Here is a 21,650-nt window from a genome sequence, read left to right as displayed (position 1 = left end):
GGGAGGGCAAGAAACGCTTATGCAGGATGACGTCTGTCATCTACCGGACAGCTGTAGTCATCGGGCTTGAGGATCAGGATGTCGCAGTTGAGCCGATCCACCACGTGCTCGGCGGTGTTGCCAAGCAACGCGGCGGAGAGGCCGGTACGGCCGACGCACCCCATGATCATCAGGGTCGACTTGAGTTCGTCCGCCATGTCCGGCAGCACCTCCTCCGGCAATCCTTCCGCCACCTTGGTCCACATGTGGTTGATGCCGAACTGATCGGCATGCTCTCGCAGCAGATCCTCGTGATGCTTGCGGATGGCGTCGTTGTAGGCGTTGGGATCGAACTCCGGCAGCTCGATGGCCACATTTACCGGCGTGCCGGGATAGGTGTTGACCAGATAGAGGTTGGAGCCGAGCAGATCGGCGATGGCGACCCCTTCGCGGGTGATGCGCTCATTGAGGACTTTCTGCTCCATATCGTCGCTCGAGCAGTTGATGGCGGCAATGATGTTGCCGCCCCGCTGCCAGTGACCCTCCTTGACCAGCAGGACGGGGCAGGGGCATTTGCGCAGCAGGTGCCAGTCGGTGGGGGTGAAGATGAAGGTTTGCAGGAAGGAGTGCTTGTGGGTCGCCTTGACCACCAGATCGTGGCGATGCTCCAGCACTTCCTGAATGACGCACTCGAAGGGACGATTGTGCCACAGCACCTTGATCTCGCACTCCAGCCCCCTGGCACGATAGGGTTGCAGTATCTCGTCCAGCCACTCCCGGCGCTGGGCAATGACGCCGTGGCGCATCTCTTCCCGCTCATCCACGGACAGCATGGCGGTCATCTCGTACGAGAAGTCGTAAATCGTCAGGAGCAGGGTCAGCTGGGCGCCCTCGTCCAGCTCGGCGACCTTGACCGCGCGTTCGAGCGCGATCTGGCGCTCCTCTTCCGGGTTGATCACCACCAGAATGTTTCGGTACTTGACCATGTTCTCCTCCTTGGCAAAAACGCCAATGATGGCAACTCTTTAGCCATTACAGCTTAGCCCAAGGGGGGAGACGGGAAGGTGTGCCGGATCAAATTTCAGGGTGAACCGATCCGGCAACAGAAGGGAAAGGGGGTGATCAGCCGCAGGCTGGGCGAGTGGCGCCGGCCATGACGCCGAGGGCCACGTGATCCAGCACTGTAATGTATTTTCCCTTGACGCTGATGAGGCCGGACTTCTGGAAACGACCGAGCAGGCGGCTGATGGTCTCGACGGTGAGGCCGAGGTAGTTGCCTATGTCACCCCGGGTCATGGAGAGACGGAACTCCTTGGCGGAGAAGCCGCGCTCGGAGAAACGTACCGAGAGGTTGTGCAGGAAGGCGGCGAGGCGCTCTTCCGCGTTCTTCTTGGAGAGCAGCAGTATCATCTCCTGATCGCCCATGATCTCGTTGCTCATCAGGCGCATGATCTGCTGGCGGAGCTTGGGCATCTTGCCGGAGAGATCGTCGAGCACATCGAACGGGATCTCGCACACCATGGCGGTTTCCAGCGCCTGGGCGAAGGAGGGGTGTGCCTGCTTGTGGATGGCATCGAAACCGACCAGATCTCCCGCGAGGTGGAAGGCGGTGATCTGCTCGTCACCCTGTTCGGTGATGGTGTATGACTTGATGGTCCCGGAGCGGATGGCGTAGAGCGACTTCAGCTCATCGCCAGCCTTAAACAATTCTTCGCCCTTCTGGATCGGCTTTTTGCGCTCGATGATGCTGTCCAGCTGATCGAGCTCACTGTCGTTCAGGGTGAAGGGGATGCAGAGCTGACTGATGCTGCAATCCTGGCAATGAATTGCACAGCCACCGCTCTGAATACGTCTGCCAGGTTTCTTGTCCGGGATCATAGGCTCATATGAATAATTGATTTATATCAAACAAGTTTACCACCAACTCATCCGTTTTGGATAGGGTTTCAAAAGGATGCCAACCCGATCCAGAGGGTATGCAGGCCATAGGCAATGAGCAGCAAGGCACCGCCGAGGCGCAGGCTGCGCAGGGTCAGCCAGTAGCGCAATCTGTCTGCCAGCCCCCCCAGGGCGAACAGTGTCGGCAGGGTCCCCAGACCAAAGCTCAGCATGATGAGTGCGCCGCCCCCGGCGGAGCCTGCCGCCGCGCTCCAGGTCAGCATGGAGTAGACCAGACCGCAGGGCAGCCAGCCCCACACCATGCCAAAGGGGAGGGCCTGCCAGGCCGACGTGAAGGGGATGAACTTGCCGGCCAGCGGCTTGATAAGAGGCCAGAATTTTGCGCCCATGCGTTCCAGCACCAGCACTCCCCGCCACCAGCCCGCCAGATAGAGGCCCAGGGCTATCATCAGCAGGGCCGCAACGAGGCGCAAGCCGACGATGGCGTGCTTGCCTGCCCCGAGCTCGCTGGTGGTGGCCAGCAGCCCGCCCACCAGGGCGCCGGCCAGCACATAGCTCAGGATCCGCCCCAGGTTGTAGTTGAGCAGGTAGCCAAGACGCCCCCAGAAGTGCTGCTTCCCGGCGGGGATGGCCATGGAGAGGGCGGCGGAGACGCCGCCGCACATGGCGATGCAGTGGCCTGAGCCTGCCAGTCCCACCAGCAGGGCCCCCATCAGATCAAGGCTGCTTGTCATCGCTCGGCTGATCCTTGCCCTTGGTGGCGGGTTGATCCTCGTCAAACAGTATGTTGGAGCCCTGGCGGTCGAGATCCTCGAACTGCTCCGAGCGAATGGCCCAGAAGAAGACGGCCCCCGCGATGATGACAAACAGGATGGCGATGGGGATCAGGACAAAAATGATGTTCATGGGAGCTACCTTGGCATTCATCCGTGGCAATCGACCCCCATGGTAACCCTGTTCGGGTAGGGGGCCAGCCGCTATCGGCGAGAAATGTGGCCTGCATCGGAGGCTGGCCACATTTTCGGCATTTTCCAGCGCTGGCTCATCGATTGAGGCGCATGGAGTTGGTGACGACTATGAGGGAGCTCAGCGACATGCCCGCCGCCGCCAGATAGGGGGGCAGCCAGCCGCTGGCCGCAAGCGGCAGCACCAGCAGGTTGTATCCGATGGACCAGGCGAAGTTCTCCTGGATGATCCTGCGGGTGCGCAGCGCCAGGGCGCGGGCGGCCAGCAGGCGGGAGAGATCGTCGGCCAGCAGTATGGCGTCGGCGCTGTTTTTCGCCAGATCCGTGCCGCCCGCCATGGCGAAGGAGGCATGGGCACCGGCCAGCACGGGGGCGTCGTTGATGCCATCCCCCACCATGATGCTGATCTCTCCTGCCGCTTCCCGGGCCTTGAGGTAGGCCAGCTTGCCATCGGGGGTGACCCCTTTCACCAGTTCATCGACCCCGAGCTCACGGGCCACGGCGTCGGCCTGAGGGGAGCTGTCGCCGGTGAGGATGGTGGTCTGCAGCCCGGCCGCCTTGAAGGCCTGGATCAGGGCACCGGCATCCGCACGCAGCGTGTCGGCCAGGGTGAAGCGGGCCAGGGGCCCGGTCTCGTCGGCCAGATAGATGGCCAGCCCCTGGGTCGCCTCCTGCTCATCAGTCAGCCCGAGCCAGCGGGCGCTGCCGATGCGGTAATGCCTCCCCGCTATCTTGCCCTGGATGCCGTGGCCGATGACGGGGGTCACCTCGCTGGCGGCCAGCAGCACGGCATCGTCTGCCCCCTTGCTGCGAAAGGCGCGGGCTATGGGGTGTTCGGAGTAGGCTTCCAGGGCGCGGGCTATGGCCAGACAGTCCGTTTCAGCGAGCCCGGCCAGGGGGTGAATGGCCACCAGGCTGATGTTGCCCGTGGTCAGGGTCCCTGTCTTGTCCATCACGATGCGGTTGGCCCGGGTCAGCACGTCCAGCACATGGCCGCAGCGCAGCAGTATGCCGCTGCGGGTCAGGTGGGCGGTGGCCGAGGTGAGCGCCGTCGGGGTCGCCAGCGACAGGGCGCAGGGGCAGGTGGCCACCAGCACCGACAGGGTGACCCAGAAGGCCCGCTCTGGGGCATGGAAGTGCCAGAAGGTCCAGACCGCGGCGGCGATGAGCAGCAGCACCAGGATGAAATGGCGGGAGAGCACATCCGCCAGCTGGGCGATGGCGGGTTTGTCATCGAGCGCGCTGTCCTGCAGCCGCATGATCTGGGCGAGGCGCGACTCTTCGATGGGGTGGCTGACCCGGATCTCCAGCGGCGCATCCGTGCTGATGGTGCCGGCGAAGACGGGATCCCCCGCCTGCTTGAGCAGGGGCAGTTGTTCGCCGGTCAGCATGGCTTCGTTGAGGCTGGCCTGCCCCAGGGTGATGATGCCGTCTGCCGGCAGGGTTGCCCCGGCCAGCACCCGGACCCTGTCCCCCATCCGCAGCGTCTTGGCGGCCACCTCGTGTTCGCCATCTGCATCGATGCGGGTGGCCATGATGGGCACCAGGCGCGCCAGGTTGGAGCTGGACTCGGATGCCTTGCGTCTCGCCCGCAGTTCGAGCAGGCGCCCCAGCAGCAGGAAGAAGACGAACATGGTGATGGAGTCGTAATAGACCTCACCCGTGTTGAAGACGGTGGCCCAGATGGAGGCGACGAAGGCGCCGATGAGGGCCAGCGACACAGAGACATCCATGGAGAGATGGCCCTGTTTCAGGCTGCGCCAGGCCCCTGCGTAAAATGGCTGGGCCGAGTAGATCATGATGGGGGTGGAGAGCAGCAGGCTTATCCACTTGAAGTAGATCATGAACTCCTCTTCCACGCTGATGAAGAGGTCCATGTAGAGCGCCACCGCGCACATCATCACCTGCATGGAGCCGAGGCCGGCCAGCGCCATGCGGAACATGTAGCTGCGCACCTCGCGGGCGTAGAGGGCCTCCTGGCTGTGGGTCTGGAACGGATAGGCGCGATAGCCAATCTTGGCGAATCCCTTGAGGATGTCGCTTAACGAGAGCCTGTCCGGATCCCACTTGATGCGGGCGCGGTGGGTGGTGGTGTTGACGTTGACATAGTGAAGACCCGCGAGCCCCATCAGGTGGCGCTCGATGAGCCAGGCGCAGGCGGCGCAGGTCAGCCCTTCCACGCTGAGCTGGATCTCCCGCAGGGTGCCGGTCTCGGTGACGAATTCCTGCTGCACTTCGGCCAGATCGTAGTGGGTGAGGGCCGCCAGCTCGCTGGGGACCAGCTCCCCCTTGATGCCGGGGGCGGTGCGGTGTTCGTAGTAACTGGCAAGGCCGCATTCGAGAATGGTCTGTGCCACGGCCTGGCAACCAGGGCAGCACATGGGTTGCACTATCCCCTTGATCTCCAGGGTAAAGTCACTGCCAGTGGGAACCGGTTCACCACAGTGAAAACAGCCGGTCATGGTCATTATCCCTCTTGGACGCTGCCCGCGTGGGCGAGATAAGGGAGGACGCCGTCATGCCTGGATGAACGCTGCCGCTCATCCCGGGCTCAGCGTCCCCTGGGATCGAGTTCCACCGGGGCCTTGGTCGGCAGCTGCGCCGTCTCTTGCAGGCGCCACTCGTGGTTGAAGGCATCGACCCGGATGTGCCACTTGCCGCTGAGGGGCTTGTCCAGCATCAGACGATAGACTCCCTTGCCATCGGCAGTGAGCAGATGATCGCTGTCCAGACCGGCCAGGGTCGGGTGGAACAGGGAGAGGTGCAGCGCCTGACCGGCGGGGATCGCACCCGACAGCGGCTTCAGGGTCAGCTCCTTGTCGCTGACCGAAAGCTCGACGCGGATGCCGAGGGCCTCGGCGCGATCGAACTTGCTGAGATCCTGATTAATCTCCTTGCCCTGCTTGTAATAGTCTTCCGCCACCAGGTTGACCCCATCCTTGCTGGCGATGATGGCGGTGGCGATGCTGCCTACCACGGCGGCGCAGGGGAGGGCGATGATGAACCAGGGCCAGAATTGGCGATACCAGGGTTGAGTCATGGTGCTACCGAAACAAATGGTTAACGAAATGGAGGGATTCTAGCCAACACAAGATAACAAAAAGCCTCGAAGAGTCGAGGCTTTTTGCTGCGTAATCACGTGCTTATCACATGTTACTGCTTATTTTACTGCGCCTGGTGGGACAAACTGTAGACATAGGACGCGAGCAGGTGGACCTTGTCTTCTCCCAGGATATCCTTCCAGGCCGGCATCACGCCGTGACGCCCGTGGGTGATGGTCTGCTCGACCACCTGACGGGAGCCGCCGTACAACCAGGTGTTGTTGGTGAGATCCGGCGCGCCGAAGGCGATGCCGCCCTTGGCGTCCGGGCCGTGACAGGCGGCGCACATGGCGAAGCGCGCCTCACCCTTCTTGGCTTCCACCAGATCCACCTTGCGGCCGGAGAGGCTCAGCACATAGGAGGCCACTTCCTTGACCCCGTCCTGACCCAGGATCTCGCCCCAGGCGGCCATGACCCCCTGGCGACCGCCCATGATGGTGGTCTTGATCTGGTCGGGCGCGCCGCCCCATTGCCATTCGCTGTCGGTCAGGTTCGGGAAACCGCGACCACCGCGGGCATCGGAGCCGTGACACTGGGAGCAGTTCTGCAGGAACAGACGCTGACCCACCTTCAGGGCTTCCGGGTCCTTGGCGATCTCGGTGATCTCCTTGTAGCTCTTGCCATCGGCCTGGTAGGTCAGCTCGCGGAACTTGGCGCCATAGACCTCGTCGGCCTTGGCCAGTTCCCGATCGTACTCCACCGCGCGCCCTTCATCCTTGGCAGAGGCTGCCGCCGCCTTGGATTCTGCCAGGGAGCGAACGTCCTGGTTGGAGCTCTGCCAGCCCAGCAACCCCTTGAAGTTGCCCAGACCCGGGAAGGCGAGCAGGTAGATGAGACCGGTGACGATGAAGAAGAGGAACATATAGGACCACCACTTCGGCAGGGGGTTGTTGATCTCCTCTATGCCGTCGAAGGTGTGCCCCATGGGCTTGCCCTCTTCGGTCCCCATCTTGTCCCTCATGCACCACATCAGCAGCAGGAAGCAGCCGAGTATGGTGCCCAGACTTATGACGGTCACAAAAATGCTAAACAAAGTGCTCATTATTGCTTCGCTCCTGCGTTCTTGTTATCAGCACTGGGTTGCTCGTCATCGGCAAAGACCAGGTTGGCAGCCTCATCGAAGGAGGCCTTGCGGCGCTTGCTGTATGCCCAGACGATGATGCCGATCATGATGATCATCAGCAGCAGGGTGTACAGGCCGCGAAATGTGCCGTAATCCATATCCCGACTCCTTATTTCAGGGCATGACCCAGTGATTGCAGATAGGCCACCAGGGCATCCAGCTCGGTCTTGCCCTTGACTGCCTCGGCCGCACCTTCGATGTCGGCATCGGTATAGGGCACCCCGAAGTGATCCCGGAACAGCGCCAGCTTCTTGCCGGTCAGTTCACCGGTCAGGACGTTGGTCTCGAGCCAGGGGAAGGCGGGCATGTTGGATTCCGGCACCACGTCGCGCGGGTTGATGAGGTGGGCGCGATGCCAGTCGTCGGAGTAGCGGCCGCCGACCCGGGCCAGATCCGGACCTGTACGCTTGGAGCCCCACAGGAAGGGGTGCTCCCACACGCTCTCACCGGCGACCGAGTAGTGGCCATAGCGCTCGGTCTCGGCGCGGAACGGGCGGATCATCTGGCTGTGGCAGACGGTGCAGCCTTCGCGGATGTAGATGTCGCGTCCTTCCATCTGCAGGGCGGTGTAGGCCTTGAGGCCCTCCACCGGCTCGTTGGTCTGCTTCTGGAAGAACAGCGGCGTGATCTCGACCAGGCCCCCCAGGCTGATGGCAAAGATGATGCCTATCACCAGCATGGGGACGCTCTTTTCAAATATTTCGTGACGGTTGTTGTTGCTCATGCTTTAAACCCCTTCAGATCAGGCTGGCTGTGCGACGGGTTCCAGGGAACCCTTGGGCGCAGTGACGGTGCGATAGGCGTTGTAAGCCATCAGCAGCATGCCGGTGACGAAGAAGCAGCCACCCAGGAAGCGCACGAAGTAGAAGGGATAGGAAGCTTGCAGCGCCTCCACGAAGCTGTAGGTCAGGGTGCCGTCATCGTTGACCGCACGCCACATCAGACCCTGCATCACCCCGGAAATCCACATGGAGACGATGTAGAGCACAGTGCCCACGGTCGCCAGCCAGAAGTGGACGTTGATCAGGCGGATGCTGTACATGCGGCCCTGATCGAACAGGTTCGGGATCAGGTGATACACGGCACCGATAGAGACCATGGCAACCCAGCCCAGGGCACCGGAGTGGACGTGACCTATGGTCCAGTCGGTGTAGTGGGAGAGGGCGTTGACCGTCTTGATGGCCATCATGGGGCCTTCGAAGGTGGACATGCCGTAGAACGACAGGGAGACGATCAGGAAGCGCAGTATGGGGTCATAGCGCAACTTGTGCCAGGCACCGGACAGGGTCATGATGCCGTTGATCATGCCGCCCCAGGAGGGGACGAACAGGATGAGGGACATCACCATGCCCAGGGACTGGGCCCAGTCGGGCAGGGCGGTGTAGTGCAGATGGTGCGGACCTGCCCAGATGTAGAGGGAGATCAGCGCCCAGAAGTGCACTATGGAGAGACGGTAGGAGTAGACCGGACGTCCCGCCTGCTTGGGTACGAAGTAGTACATCATGCCGAGGAAGCCGGCGGTGAGCAGGAAGCCGACTGCGTTGTGGCCATACCACCACTGCACCATGGCATCCATGGCACCTGAGTACATGGAGTAGGACTTCATGCCGGAGAGCGGCACTTCCATGTTGTTGACGATGTGCAGCACCGCCACCGTGATGATGAAGGCCCCGAAGAACCAGTTCGCCACATAGATGTGGGAGGTAGTGCGCTTGACCAGGGTGCCGAAGAAGACGATGGCATAGCTCACCCAGACCACGGCGATGGCGATGTCGATGGGCCACTCCAGCTCGGCATACTCCTTGGAAGTGGTGTATCCCAGTGGCAGCGTGATGGCGGCGGCGAGGATGATCGCCTGCCAGCCCCAGAACACGAAGGAGGCGAGTGGGCCGCCAAACAGCCTGACCTGACAGGTGCGCTGTACCACGTAGAAGGAGGTGGCCATCAGCGCGCTGCAGCCAAACGCGAAGATGACCGCGTTGGTGTGCAGGGGACGCAGGCGGCTGTAGGTCAGCCAGGGGGTATCAAAGTTGAGGGCAGGCCAGATCAACTGGGCTGCGATCAGTACACCAACCGACATACCGACAATTCCCCAGACAATCGTCATGACGGTGAACTGGCGCACAACGGTGTAGTTGTACTCAGGGTGGTTTGTTGTATGGCTCATCGTTGTATTCCGCTTCCGATGCTGTTGTTTGTTTTTCGCCCGGTAATCGGGGCCATTTTCACCCCTGATTTGCCAAATCCTCCCGTTAACATCTGTTAATAAAAGGAAAAGCAAAAGGTGGTTAAATGAAAATTCATTGAGAATGATACTGAACTGACCGGTAAAATAACAGTACAAACAGTGATATATTTGGCTCCAGCGGGTCCCGCGCTCCCTGGTTTTTTACCTTGCGCGAGATCACGAAAATCGCATTTTTAAAGTACCTTACAGGGCTGTTTTTTCATGAAAGAGAGACTCACTTCACGCAAAATCGTGCACTTGACCATGGTGCTGGCCATTTTGCTCTCCCTGATGGCCTATCGGACCTGGTTTTCGGCTCCGCCGGGCGGGGAGGCAACGGGAACAAATGATCAGATTTGTGATCTGTCCCACAGCAGTTGTTCCCTTCTGGTCGGTGACAAGCCCCTGACGGCCAGCATAGACGGCTTGCCGATCCGCCCTGAACATGACTTTGTGTTGCGCCTTCAGGGGGGCTCCCCCGCCATCACCCCCATCAAGGCCTGGCTGGAGGGCAGGACCATGTTCATGGGGATCATCCCGGTGCAGCTCGAGGCGAAGGAGGGGGGCTGGCAGGGGGCCGCTCAGGTAGGAAGTTGCACCACAGATGCCATGGAGTGGCTGCTCAATATCGAGTGGAGCAATGGCCAGCGCCAGCAACTGGCGCTGGGGGTTTCCCCCTGACAGCAGGCCGTTGTTTGCGGCCCAGGAGGGGGGAGAAGTGAAATTTGATTTGAATTTTTCAGGCAGGTCGGTACCTTGCATTCATTATCAAGGAGTGAAGTTCATTTAATCATGATTGAAAAACAAGCATTTTATCGGACCCTCAACCAACAGGCCCAGGCGCTGCTGGAGGGTGAACCCGACCTGATTGCCAACCTGGCGAACCTGTCTGCCCTGCTCAATCAGGAGCTGACCGACATCAACTGGGTCGGTTTTTACCTGTTGCAAGGGGAAACCCTGGTGCTCGGCCCCTTCCAGGGCAAGCCGGCCTGCGTGCGCATTCCGGTGGGCCGCGGCGTCTGCGGTACGGCGGTGGCCGAGGGCAAGACCCAGCTGGTGGACGACGTACACCAGTTCACGGGTCACATCGCCTGCGACGGCGCCAGCAATTCGGAAATCGTGATTCCGCTGCGTCGCGGTGGTGAGATCATCGGGGTGCTGGACGTGGATAGTCCGATTTTTAACCGTTTCGACCAGGAGGACCGGATTGGCCTCGAAGAAACGGTGCAAATTTTGGAAAGCATGCTCTAAGTCATTGCTAGATGGTTCGCAAAAGGTCCCAAGCTCTCTATAATAGGGCCTTTGTTGTGTTCGGGCATGCCCGTGCGTCTATATGAAAGCCAAGGTTATACATGGAAAACACTGAAAAGCTGAAGAACAGTAAAGAGATCGTTGCCTACCTGGTCGAGAAATTCCCGGCCTGCTTCATCGCTGAAGGAGAGGCCAAGCCACTCAAGATTGGCATCTTCCAGGATCTGGCCGCGCGTCTTGCTGATGACGAGAGAGTCTCCAAGACCATGCTGCGCTCTGCTCTGCGTCAATACACCTCCAGCTGGCGTTACCTGCATGGCCTCAAGGCTGGCCAGGCCCGTGTCGATCTGGATGGCAACCCCGGTGAGCTGCTGACCGAAGAGCACATCGAACATGCCAAACAGGCCCTCAAGGAGAGCAAAGAGCGTGTCTTTGCCAGCCGCCGCACCAACACCAAGGAGAAGGAAGACAAGCCCAAGCAGCCGCGCCGCAACGCGCCGCGCAAGGCCGATGCTCCTCGCTCCGACAAGCCCAGGTCCGCCCCCAAGGCCGCGCCTGTAGCCGATGCTCCCCTGGTCAAAGTGGATGCCGCCACCCTGAAAGTGGATCAAGGCGTGCGCGTCGTGCTGGGCAAGTCTCCCGTGCCTGCGACCATCAAGGAAGTGACCAAGGATGACGTACAGGTTCAATTGCAGACCGGCATGATGTTGCGGGTCAAGTTCGAGCATCTGGTTCTCTAAGGAGACGAATGTTGAAGCATGGCGTGATTCGTTTTTCCCTCGTTGCCTGTAGCCTGGCGCTCGCCGGGCTCGCACAGGCCATCGAGCCGGTGCTCAAGGAAAGTGATTTGCCTGTGTTGGCTCAGGAGAGCCAACATGCTACGGCCAGCAAGCGAATTGCCAATCTGTTTACCCGCTCTCACTACAAACAGTTCAAGTTGGACGATGCCTTTTCCTCCGTGATATTTGACAAATATCTGGAGAATCTGGACTACAGCCGCAACCTGTTTCTGGCCTCTGACATCAGCCGTTTTGAAAAGTACCGTACCGGTTTTGACACCGACCTCGAGAGAGGGCGTCTGGCTCCGGCCTACGAGATGTTCAACCTGAGTCAGCAGCGGCGTTACGAGCGGTTCGAATACGCCCTCAAACTGCTCGACACTCCCCTGGATTTCACCCAGCCTGACAATTACATCTTCGATCGGGAAGGGGCTCCCTGGCCCAAAGACGAGGCCGAGCTCAACGAGCTGTGGCGTCAACGGGTCAAGTTCGATGCCCTGAGCCTCAAGCTCAGCGGCAAGGAGTGGCCCGAGATCAAGGAGCTGCTTGGCAAGCGTTACAACAACGCCATCAAGCGGATGTCCCAGACCGAGAGCGAGGATGTGTTCCAGCTCTTCATGAACTCCTTCGCCCGTGCCATCGAGCCCCACACCAGCTACCTCTCGCCGCGCAGCGCCGATCGCTTCAACACCGAGATGAACCTCTCGCTGGAGGGCATAGGTGCCGTGCTGCAGGCGGAAGATGACTTCACCGTCATCCGCTCCCTGGTGCCCGGCGGCCCGGCGGCCAAGTCCAACCACCTCAAGCCCGATGACAAGATCACCGGGGTAGGGCAGGACGATGGCAAGATTGTCGATGTGATCGGCTGGCGTCTCGATGACGTGGTCGAACTCATCAAGGGGCCCAAGGGCAGCAAGGTGAAGCTGGAGATCCAGCGCGGCAAGGGCGCGACCGCCAAGACCGAGCTGGTGGAGCTGACCCGCGACAAGGTGCGTCTGGAAGACAGGGCCGCCAAGTCCAAGGTGATCAACGCCGAAGGCAAGAAGATAGGGGTACTCGAGATCCCGAGCTTCTACGTCAATCTCCATGACGACGTGATCAAGGAGCTCTCCAGCCTCAACAAGCAGAAGATCGATGGTCTCATCGTCGACCTGCGCGGCAACGGCGGCGGTGCCCTGACGGAAGCCTCCGCCCTGAGCGGTCTCTTCTTCGCCAGTGGTCCCGTGGTGCAAATTCGTGATCACATGGGTCGTATCACCGTCAACGGTGACGATGACGGCAACGTCTACTACGGTGGTCCCATGTCGGTGATGATCGACCGCTACAGCGCCTCGGCCTCCGAGATCTTCGCCGCCGCCATGCAGGACTACGGCCGCGCCCTGATCCTCGGCGAGAACTCGTTCGGCAAGGGGACGGTGCAGCAGCATCGCAGCCTCGCCAAGGTCTACGACTTCTACGAGCAGCCGCTGGGTCACGTGCAGTACACCATCGCCAAGTTCTACCGGATCGATGGCGGCAGCACCCAGAACAAGGGGGTGGCGCCGGACATCGACTTCCCGACCGCCGTCTCGCCGGACGAGACCGGGGAGAGCCGGGAGTTCAACGCCCTGCCCTGGGACAAGATAGCCTCGGCCAGTTACGACAAGCTGGGGGACTTCTCCAGTCTGCTGCCCAGGTTGAAGTCGGCTCACGAGGCGCGGATCGCCAAGGATCCTGAATTTGCCTACGTGATGCAGGACATCAAGGAGTATCAGGAGGACAAGGACAAGAAGTCGGTCTCCCTGAACGAAGCCGAGCGACTGGCGGATCAGGCCAAGCAGGACGAGAAGGCGCTGGCGCGAGCCAACGAGCGATTGACCCGCCTTGGCAAGCCGACGGTGAAGAGCCTGGATGAACTGCCTGCCGATTTCGAGGCCCCTGACGAGTATCAGATCGAAGCCGCGAACATCACGGCGGATCTGGCGAGACTCAGCAAGGGCTGAATGTCCAGGGTGACATCCACATGAATGCAAGGGCGACTCAGGTCGCCCTCTCTTTTGGCTGAATGCAAACTATTTGACCCTGCGGGATCGTTGTGACAGCCTCTGACACGTTGATAACAATGCGTGGAAGCAGACAATAATGACCGATCACTCCCAGGCCATGACGGCCAAGTATCGCCAGGATTACCGGGCGCCCCTCTACTGGATCGACAGCATCGATCTCGATTTTCAGCTGCAGGAACCCCTGACCCGGGTGACCGCCATCTCCCGGCTGCGTCGCAGCGGCGAGCACAACGAGCCCCTGGTGCTGGACGGGGAAGGATTGGTCTTGCACAGCGTCAGCGTGGACGGCGTCCCCTTCACCCGGTTCGAGCAGGGGGAGAGCAGCCTGACTCTCTTCAACCTGCCCGCCGAGTGCGTGTTGACCATAGTCACGGATCTGGATCCCGCCGCCAACACGGCGCTGGAGGGGCTCTATAAGTCCGGCGATGCCTACTGCACCCAGTGTGAGGCGGAGGGCTTTCGCCGCATCACCTATTACCTGGACAGGCCCGACATCCTGGCCCGTTACAGCACCCGGATCACCGCCGACAAGGCCAAATACCCCTATCTGCTCTCCAACGGCAACAAGGTTGCAAGCGGCGAGCTGGACGGCGGTCGCCACTTCGTGCAGTGGCAGGATCCCTTCCCCAAGCCGAGTTACCTCTTTGCCCTGGTGGCCGGCGATTTCGACGTGGAGCGGGGTAGCTACGCCACCCAAAGCGGCCGCAAGGTGGCCCTCGAGATCTTCGTCGACAAGGGCAACCTGGACAGGGCCGGTTTCGCCATGGAGAGCCTCATCAACGCCATGCGCTGGGACGAGCAGCGTTTCGGCCTCGAGTATGACCTCGACATCTACATGATTGTCGCGGTGGACTTCTTCAACATGGGCGCCATGGAGAACAAGGGGCTCAACATCTTCAACTCCAAGTTCGTGCTGGCCAACCCGGTCACCGCCACCGACGGCGACTACCACGGCATAGAGCGGGTCATCGCCCACGAATACTTCCACAACTGGACCGGCAACCGCGTCACCTGCCGCGACTGGTTCCAGCTCAGCCTCAAAGAGGGGCTGACGGTGTTCCGGGATCAGGAGTTCTCCTCGGATCTGGGCTCGCGCGGGGTCAACCGCATCAACAACGTGCGTACCGTGCGCGGTCCGCAGTTTGCCGAAGATGCCGGCCCCATGGCTCATCCCATTCGCCCGGATGTGGTGATCGAGATGAACAACTTCTACACCCTGACCGTCTACGAGAAGGGCTCGGAAGTGATCCGCATGCTGCACACCCTGCTGGGGGAGGATAAGTTCCAGGCCGGCATGCGCCTCTACTTCGAGCGTCACGACGGCTCGGCCGCCACCTGCGATGACTTCGTGCAGGCGATGGAGGATGCCTCCGGGGTCGATCTCGGCCGTTTCCGTCGCTGGTACAGCCAGTCCGGTACCCCCGAATTGACCGTGACCGACGACTACGATGCCGAAAGCGGCGTCTATCGCCTGCACGTGCGCCAGCACACGCCGCCGACCCAGGATCAGCCGCAAAAATTGCCGCTACACATCCCCCTCGACATCGAACTCTATGACGAGCAGGGTGCCGTCATTGCGCTGCAGTACCAGGGCAAGGCCATCGGCAACGTGCTCGACGTGCTGGAAGAAGAGCAGACCTTCGTCTTCGATCGGGTGCCGGTCAAGCCGGTGCCCTCCCTGCTGCGGGACTTCTCCGCCCCGGTCAAGCTGCACTATGACTACAGCGACGAGGCCCTGGCCTTCCTGATGCGCCATGCCCGCAACGAGTTTGCCCGCTGGGATGCGGCCCAGATGCTGATCAACAAGGCGGTCATCGACGGGGTGGCACGGGTGCAGCAAGGGCAGGGGGTTGCGCTCTCCCCAACCCTGCTGGCGGCCTTCGTCGCCATTCTGGACGAGGCCGAGCTGGACTCGGCCCTCAAGGCGGAGATCCTGGCGCTGCCCGGTGAGGCGACCCTGGCCGAGCTGTTCGAGGTGGCCGATATCGATGCCATCCATCGGGTGCGGGATGCCATCCATGGCCAGCTCGCCGAGGCCTTCGGCGCGCGTCTGGCGGCTACCTATGAGAGCCTGCGGCTGACGGGGTATAGGGTGATCCATGCCGACACCGCCAAGCGCGCCCTCAAGGGGGTGGTGCTCGGCTATCTGGCGGCGCTGGATGCGGAGCAGGCCGATGCACTGGTGCGCGAGCAGTATGCCACTGCCGACAACATGACCGACACCCTGGCGGCGCTGCAGGTGGCCAACGGTTATCTGCTACCTTGCCGCGCCGCGCTGCTGGCCGATTTTGAGGACAAGTGGGCCCATGACGGCCTGGTGCTGGACAACTGGCTGCGCCTGGTGGGCTGCAAGCCTGCCGCCGACGTGCTGGATGAGGTGAAGCAGGCGATGAGCCACCCCACCTTCAGCATCCGCAACCCGAACCGGCTGCGGGCGCTCATCGGCAGCTTCGCCATGAACAACCAGGTGCAGTTCCATGCGGTGGATGGCAGCGGCTATCGCTTCCTGACCGATCTCTTGATCGCGCTCAACGAGGTCAATCCCCAGGTGGCGTCCCGCCTCATCACCCCGCTCATCCAGTTCAAGCGACTGGATGAGGGGCGCAAGGCGCTCGTCCGGGCCGAGCTGACCCGTCTGGCCAACCTCGAGGGGTTGGCGCGGGATCTGTTCGAGAAGGTAAGCAAGGCACTGGCGCAGTAAGGGTGCCGGTCACGGGCAGGGGAGCCAGGCTCTCCTGCCCGTTTTTCATCAAGAGGAGGGGGAATGAGGCAGTACACCTTTCGGCTGGCCCTCAGCCGCGACGAGATCATGCTGATGTACCAGGGCCAGGCCAGACGCCTGGTGGTGCGCACCGAGCAGGGGTTGACCATAGAGCTGGGCCTGGAAAAGATCCGCTCCTTCGTCAGCGTCAACGGGGTGCACGGTCACTTTCGGCTGGTCACCCAGGAAGATCACCGCTTTGTTCGCCTGGAGAGGCTCGCCTGAGGCGAGTCGAAGAGAGCGGCCCCTTCTCGGCTCATCCCGGTGGCCTCTGTCTCGAAAGGGTCGCTTGCCGTAGTCGAACCGCTCGTGTGAGCCTCCTGTAGAGGGGAATACGCCTGCTTGCGGCGCCAAATGCAGGAGGATGAGCGCCCCGTTAGCCCAAAACGCATAAATTAACAAAACATGAACAATATTCCGGGTAAATATCTGCTTTAAGTCACTATCTATCCGGTAAATTGCCTTAGAACCAGTGCGATTTTCTAAATTTTAGCGACTTGGCAAAATTTATCACAACCCAAGCCGTGATCTGCCCCTTGTTTTTAACATCCCGTTATCACCTTTGCTCGCCTTCCGCGATCCAAGTCATTACACTTCGCAGCAACTCTGTACCGGCGTGCATCCTGGGTGGATGTCGCCGTGTCTGTGATGTCGTCCGATAAGGAAACTAGCAATGGCATTGAAAGACGCCCCTACCTCAGTTCTGCTCGAAAACGTTCTCAGCCTGATCCATCAGAAATTGCCCAAGAACAGTGCCTCCCTGGTCGAGTGCTTCGTCGCCAAGTTCTACGGCAACATGGCGAGCACCGACCTGCACGATCGCAATGACAGCGATCTCTATGGGGCGGCGCTCAGCCTGTGGAATGCGCTCAACCAGCGCACCAGCACAGAGCCCTATATCCGGGTCTACAACCCCGAGCTGACCCGCCACGGATGGCAGTCTCCCCATACCATCGTCGAGATCATCCTGCAGGACTCTCCCTTCCTGGTGGACTCCATCCGCATGGCGCTCAAGCGCCGGGGTATCACGGCCCACATGATGCTGCACCAGCCGCTGCACCTCATTCGCGGCGGCGATGGCAAGATTGGCGCCATCCTGGATCTCGACAACACGGCCTCCCAGACCTCGGTCGAGACCGCCTTCCTCATCGAGATCGATCATCTGACGGATGAGGAACAGATGGATGCCCTGACCGCCGAGCTCAACTCGGTGGCGAGGGAAGTGGCCCTGGCGGTGGGGGACTGGCAGCCCATGCTGGGTCGCCTCAACGAGATCATCGAGGAGCTGCCCAAGCGCAAGAACCCGGTCAGCCAGGCAGACGTCGACTCCTGTGTCGCCTTCCTGAAATGGGTCGCCGCCCACAACTTCACCCTGATGGGCTATCGCCGTTATGACGTCAAGGCGGTGGAGGGGGATCACGAGATCCTGCCGCTGCCGGACTCCAGCCTGGGGCTGATGAAGAACTCCATCAAGGATGAGGGGCAGCGCCTTGGCATCATGCCCGCCAGCGCCCGTCACGCCGCCCTGAGCTCCGATCTGCTGATCCTCACCAAGTCCAACAGCAAGTCCCGGGTACACCGCCCGGCCTATGTGGACTACATCGGCATCAAGCGCTTCGACGAACACGGCAAGGTGGTGGGGGAAGATCGCTTCATCGGTCTCTACGCCTCCTCCATCTACAACACCAGTGCCACCCAGATCCCCCTCATCAGCCACCGCCTCGAGCGCATCATGGCCGCCTCCGGTCACGAGAAGGGCTCCCACGCCTACAAGGCGCTGCTCAACGTGCTGGAGACCTATCCCCGCGACGAGCTGATCCAGGCCCGGGAAGAGGAGCTGCTGGCCACCGGTCTTGGCGTGCTGGAGATGCAGGAGCGCGACATGCTGCGCCTGTTCGTGCGCCGGGATGTCTACGGCCGCTTCTTCTCCTGCATGGTCTATGTCACCAAGGAGCGCTACAACACGGCGCTGCGGATCAAGACCCAGCAGATCTTGCAGAAGTATTTTGGCAGCAGCGAAGAGGTGGAGTTCAACGTCTACTTCACCGAAGGCGTGCTGGCTCGGACCCACTACATAGTGCGGGTCAACAACAACAACGTGGATGTGGATGTGAACGAAGTACAGAACAACCTGATTGAAGCGGCCCGCAGCTGGGATGACCGCCTGGATTCCGTGCTGCTCTCCCATTATGGGGAGGCCCGTGGCAATGAACTGCGCCGCCGTTTCAGCACTGCCTTCCCCCGCGCCTACAAGGAAGACGTGCTGCCGGGCTCTGCCGTGGCCGACATCATGGCCCTCGATGGCCTGAGTGAAGCCGAACCCCTCGGCATGCTGTTCTACCGCGCCCAGGAAGAAGAGAACGATCGCCGGGTACGCCTCAAGCTGTTCCACCGCACCGAGCCCATCCACCTCTCCGATGTGCTGCCCATGCTGGAAAACATGGGGCTGCGCGTCATCGGCGAGACGCCCTATCAGGTACGGACCCCAAGCGGCGAGATCTTCTGGATCCTCGACTTCTCCATGCTGCTGCGCGGCGATCAGCCATTCGATCTGGCCCAGAGCCAACAGCGCTTCCAGCAGGCCTTCGCCGCCATCTGGAACAAGACCCTGGAAGATGACGGCTTCAACCGTCTGGTGCTGGGGGCCGGCCTCACCGGTCGTCAGGTCTCTGTGCTGCGCGCCTATGCGAAATACATGCGCCAGACCGGCGTCTCCTTCAGCCAGTCCTATATCGAGGAGACGCTGACCCGTTACCCCGACATCGCAGAGCTGCTGTTCACCCTGTTCGAGCAGCGCCTCAATCCCGCCATCAAGCAGGATGCCAAGGTGCAGGCCAAGCTGCACGAGCAGCTCGCCGCCAAGCTGGATCAGGTGGCCAACCTGGACGACGATCGCATCATCCGCCGCTACATGGAGATGATCGACGCCACCCTGCGCACCAACTATTACCAGCCGGATCAGGAGGGTCAGGCCAAGCCCTACATCTCCTTCAAGCTGGCCCCCTCCAGCATCACCGACATGCCGCTGCCGCTGCCGAAATTCGAGATCTTCGTCTACTCGCCGCGGGTGGAAGGGGTGCATCTGCGCTGGGGCAAGGTGGCCCGTGGCGGCCTGCGCTGGTCCGATCGCAAGGAGGACTTCCGCACCGAGGTGCTGGGTCTGGTCAAGGCGCAGCAGGTGAAGAACACCGTCATAGTGCCGGTCGGCGCCAAGGGCGGCTTCTATTGCAAGCAGATGCCGGCGGGGGCGCCCCGTGCCGTCATCCAGGAAGAGGGCAAGGCCTGCTATCGTCTCTTCATTCGCGGCCTGCTCGATGTCACCGACAACATCATCAAGGGGGAGGTGATCCCGCCCAAATCCGTGGTGCGTCACGACGAGGATGACTACTACTTGGTCGTGGCCGCCGACAAGGGTACCGCCACCTTCTCCGACATCGCCAACGAGATAAGCCAGGAGTATGGCCACTGGCTGGGCGATGCCTTCGCCTCCGGCGGCTCGGTCGGTTATGACCACAAGAAGATGGGCATCACGGCGCGCGGCGCCTGGGAATCGGTCAAGCGTCACTTCCGCGAGATCGGCGTCAACTGCCAGACCACCGACTTCACCTGCGTGGGGATAGGTGACATGGCCGGCGACGTGTTCGGCAACGGCATGCTGCTCTCCGAGCACACCCAGCTGGTGGGCGCCTTCAACCACATGCACATCTTCATCGACCCGACCCCCGATGCGGCCAGGAGCTTCGTCGAGCGTAAGCGGCTGTTCGAGCTGCCGGGTTCGAGCTGGGATGACTACAACCGGGAGCTCATCTCGGCAGGGGGCGGCATCTTCCTGCGCTCCGCCAAGTCCATCAAGCTGAGCCCGCAAATTCAGACCCTGCTCGGCACCGACAAGGCCAGCATGGCCCCGAACGAGCTGATCAAGGCGCTGCTCTGCCTCAACGTCGACCTGCTCTGGAACGGCGGCATCGGCACCTATGTGAAGAGCGCCCGCGAGAGCGACGCCGACGTAGGGGATCGCAGCAACGACGTGCTGCGGGTCAATGGCCGTGACTTGCGCGCCCGCATCGTGGGCGAGGGCGGCAACCTCGGCTTCACCCAGCTTGGCCGGGTGGAGTACGCCAGCCAGGGCGGTCACATCAACACCGACTTCACCGACAACGTGGGCGGAGTGGATTGCTCCGACAACGAGGTCAACATCAAGATACTGCTGAACCAGCTGGTGGCCGCAGGAGACATGACCCTCAAGCAGCGCAACCAGATGCTGTACGAGATGACCGACGACGTGGCCCAGATCGTCATCACCAACGCCTATCGCCAGTCCCAGTCCATCTCGGTCACCGCCTTCCGTGGTGCCGAGCAGTTGAAAGAGCAGCAACGCTTCATCCAGGGGCTGGAGCGCGAAGGCAAGCTGGACCGTGCGCTGGAGTTCCTGCCTTCCGACGAGGAGCTCTCCGAGCGGATGGCGGCAGGGCAGGGGCTGACCCGTCCCGAGCTGGCGGTGCTGGTGGCCTACGGCAAGATGGTACTGAAAGAGCAGCTCAACTGCCCGGAAGTGACCGAGGAGCCCTTCCTCGCCAACATGCTGGTCACCAGCTTCCCGGCCCAGTTGCAGCAGCAGTTCGGTGCCGAGCTGGCCCAGCACCCGCTGCGTGGCGAAATCATCGCGACCCGGGTGGCCAACATGCTGGTCAACGACATGGGGCTCAACTTCGCCAGCCGGATGAAGGACGAGACCGGTGCCTCGGTGGCCGAAGTGGCTTGCTGCTTCGCCATGGCCCGGGAGGTGTTCGGTCTGGGTACCCTGTGGCGCGACATCGAAGGCTGTGACAACCTGGTGGACGCCAACACCCAGCTCGAGCTGATGTTCTACAGCCGCCGCATCGTGCGCCGGGCCACTCGCTGGTTCCTGCGTGCCCGCAACCGCAGCTGGAGCATCGGCGAGAACATCGCCTTCTTCCGCCCGGCCTTCGAGACCCTGGGGGAGCACCTCTACGAGGTGATGGACGAGAGCGAAGTGGCCGAGCATCGCCAGGCCGTCGCCGCCCTGGTGGCCAAACAGGTACCGGAAGCCATCGCCCGTCGGGTGGCCCACATGAGCAGCCTGTTCTCCAGCCTGGATCTGGCCCAGATTGCCGCTGAGCACAAGACCGACATACTGCGCGCCGCCAACGTCTACTACCGCCTCGGTGCCAAGCTGGATCTGCACTGGTTCCTCGAGCAGATCAACCATCAACCGGTGGGCAACCACTGGCAGGCGATGGCCCGGGCCTCCTTCCGCGAGGATCTGGACTGGCAGCAACGCAGCCTCACCTCAGTGGTACTGGAAGGGTGCAAAGAGCAGGGAGAATGCGCTACCATACTGGCCGACTGGATTTCGGAGCATGAGCAACTCTTGTCCCGTTGGACCCATATGTTGGCCGACTTCAAGACCACCAGCACCCACGAGTTCGCCAAGTTCTCGGTGGCCTTGCGAGAGTTGAACCTGCTCCAGTTGAATTGCCGAACCTCGGCATAACCCCA

The 21,650-nt window shown here is 61.4% G+C and carries 17 protein-coding genes; 7 read left to right on the top strand and 10 right to left on the bottom strand.

Annotated features, from left to right (window positions below; genetic code table 11):
- Nucleotides 1–17: 17 nt before the first annotated feature.
- From uspE to ccoN, 10 genes are all read right to left on the bottom strand, one after another.
- Nucleotides 18–965, bottom strand: a complete 948-nt coding sequence (gene uspE, locus AC3WR3_RS13160; RefSeq protein ID WP_139434442.1) for a universal stress protein UspE — start codon at nt 963–965, stop codon at nt 18–20.
- Between the two features lie 136 nt (nt 966–1,101).
- The gene (gene fnr / locus AC3WR3_RS13155) at nt 1,102–1,857 is read right to left on the bottom strand and encodes a fumarate/nitrate reduction transcriptional regulator Fnr (RefSeq protein WP_025327016.1); all 756 of its coding nucleotides are present in this window, start codon (nt 1,855–1,857) and stop codon (nt 1,102–1,104) included.
- A gap of 68 nt (nt 1,858–1,925) precedes the next feature.
- The gene (locus tag AC3WR3_RS13150; protein ID WP_492292050.1) at nt 1,926–2,612 is read right to left on the bottom strand and encodes a sulfite exporter TauE/SafE family protein; all 687 of its coding nucleotides are present in this window, start codon (nt 2,610–2,612) and stop codon (nt 1,926–1,928) included.
- A complete protein-coding gene (gene ccoS / locus AC3WR3_RS13145) occupies nt 2,596–2,784 on the bottom strand; it encodes a cbb3-type cytochrome oxidase assembly protein CcoS (RefSeq protein ID WP_454009896.1) in 189 nt (62 codons plus the stop codon). Before ccoS ends, AC3WR3_RS13150 begins: the two co-directional genes overlap by 17 nt.
- Nucleotides 2,785–2,920: 136 nt before the next feature.
- Nucleotides 2,921–5,305: a heavy metal translocating P-type ATPase gene (locus tag AC3WR3_RS13140; RefSeq protein ID WP_492292049.1), complete on the bottom strand. Its 2,385-nt coding sequence runs from the start codon at nt 5,303–5,305 to the stop codon at nt 2,921–2,923.
- Between the two features lie 89 nt (nt 5,306–5,394).
- Nucleotides 5,395–5,883, bottom strand: coding sequence for a FixH family protein (locus tag AC3WR3_RS13135; RefSeq protein WP_404836437.1), 489 nt, complete (start codon nt 5,881–5,883; stop codon nt 5,395–5,397).
- Between the two features lie 125 nt (nt 5,884–6,008).
- Nucleotides 6,009–6,986 carry a cytochrome-c oxidase, cbb3-type subunit III gene (ccoP, locus tag AC3WR3_RS13130; protein ID WP_319913519.1) on the bottom strand — a complete coding sequence of 326 codons (978 nt, stop codon included), beginning with the start codon at nt 6,984–6,986 and terminating at the stop codon, nt 6,009–6,011.
- Nucleotides 6,986–7,165: a cbb3-type cytochrome oxidase subunit 3 gene (locus AC3WR3_RS13125; RefSeq protein ID WP_005329633.1), complete on the bottom strand. Its 180-nt coding sequence runs from the start codon at nt 7,163–7,165 to the stop codon at nt 6,986–6,988. Before AC3WR3_RS13125 ends, ccoP begins: the two co-directional genes overlap by 1 nt.
- An 11-nt stretch (nt 7,166–7,176) precedes the next feature.
- Entirely contained in the window at nt 7,177–7,791 is a 615-nt protein-coding gene (gene ccoO, locus AC3WR3_RS13120) for a cytochrome-c oxidase, cbb3-type subunit II (RefSeq protein ID WP_106886750.1), read from the bottom strand.
- An 18-nt stretch (nt 7,792–7,809) separates the two neighbouring features.
- Nucleotides 7,810–9,234, bottom strand: coding sequence for a cytochrome-c oxidase, cbb3-type subunit I (gene ccoN / locus AC3WR3_RS13115; RefSeq protein WP_106886751.1), 1,425 nt, complete (start codon nt 9,232–9,234; stop codon nt 7,810–7,812).
- Between the two features lie 282 nt (nt 9,235–9,516).
- Between ccoN and AC3WR3_RS13110 the strand changes: the two genes are divergently transcribed.
- From AC3WR3_RS13110 to AC3WR3_RS13080, 7 genes are all read left to right on the top strand, one after another.
- Nucleotides 9,517–9,975, top strand: a complete 459-nt coding sequence (locus AC3WR3_RS13110; RefSeq protein WP_319913518.1) for a hypothetical protein — start codon at nt 9,517–9,519, stop codon at nt 9,973–9,975.
- 111 nt (nt 9,976–10,086) lie between these two features.
- The gene (locus AC3WR3_RS13105; protein WP_394293092.1) at nt 10,087–10,545 is read left to right on the top strand and encodes a GAF domain-containing protein; all 459 of its coding nucleotides are present in this window, start codon (nt 10,087–10,089) and stop codon (nt 10,543–10,545) included.
- Nucleotides 10,546–10,646: 101 nt separating this feature from the next.
- Nucleotides 10,647–11,285 carry an RNA chaperone ProQ gene (gene proQ, locus AC3WR3_RS13100; RefSeq protein ID WP_139434456.1) on the top strand — a complete coding sequence of 213 codons (639 nt, stop codon included), beginning with the start codon at nt 10,647–10,649 and terminating at the stop codon, nt 11,283–11,285.
- 8 nt (nt 11,286–11,293) lie between these two features.
- Entirely contained in the window at nt 11,294–13,306 is a 2,013-nt protein-coding gene (gene prc, locus AC3WR3_RS13095) for a carboxy terminal-processing peptidase (RefSeq protein ID WP_139434458.1), read from the top strand.
- A gap of 139 nt (nt 13,307–13,445) precedes the next feature.
- Nucleotides 13,446–16,070 (top strand): aminopeptidase N, encoded by a 2,625-nt coding sequence (pepN, locus tag AC3WR3_RS13090; RefSeq protein ID WP_492292048.1) that lies wholly within the window; start codon nt 13,446–13,448, stop codon nt 16,068–16,070.
- A gap of 63 nt (nt 16,071–16,133) precedes the next feature.
- Nucleotides 16,134–16,355: a DUF2835 family protein gene (locus AC3WR3_RS13085; protein ID WP_139434462.1), complete on the top strand. Its 222-nt coding sequence runs from the start codon at nt 16,134–16,136 to the stop codon at nt 16,353–16,355.
- Between the two features lie 448 nt (nt 16,356–16,803).
- Nucleotides 16,804–21,645: an NAD-glutamate dehydrogenase gene (locus AC3WR3_RS13080; RefSeq protein WP_492292047.1), complete on the top strand. Its 4,842-nt coding sequence runs from the start codon at nt 16,804–16,806 to the stop codon at nt 21,643–21,645.
- Nucleotides 21,646–21,650 lie beyond the last annotated feature (5 nt).

It is taken from the genome of Aeromonas sp. EU05-FHT14A05, assembly GCF_058791175.1.
Note: the sequence above shows the minus strand (reverse complement) of the source record. Positions and strands in the feature narration are given on the sequence as shown.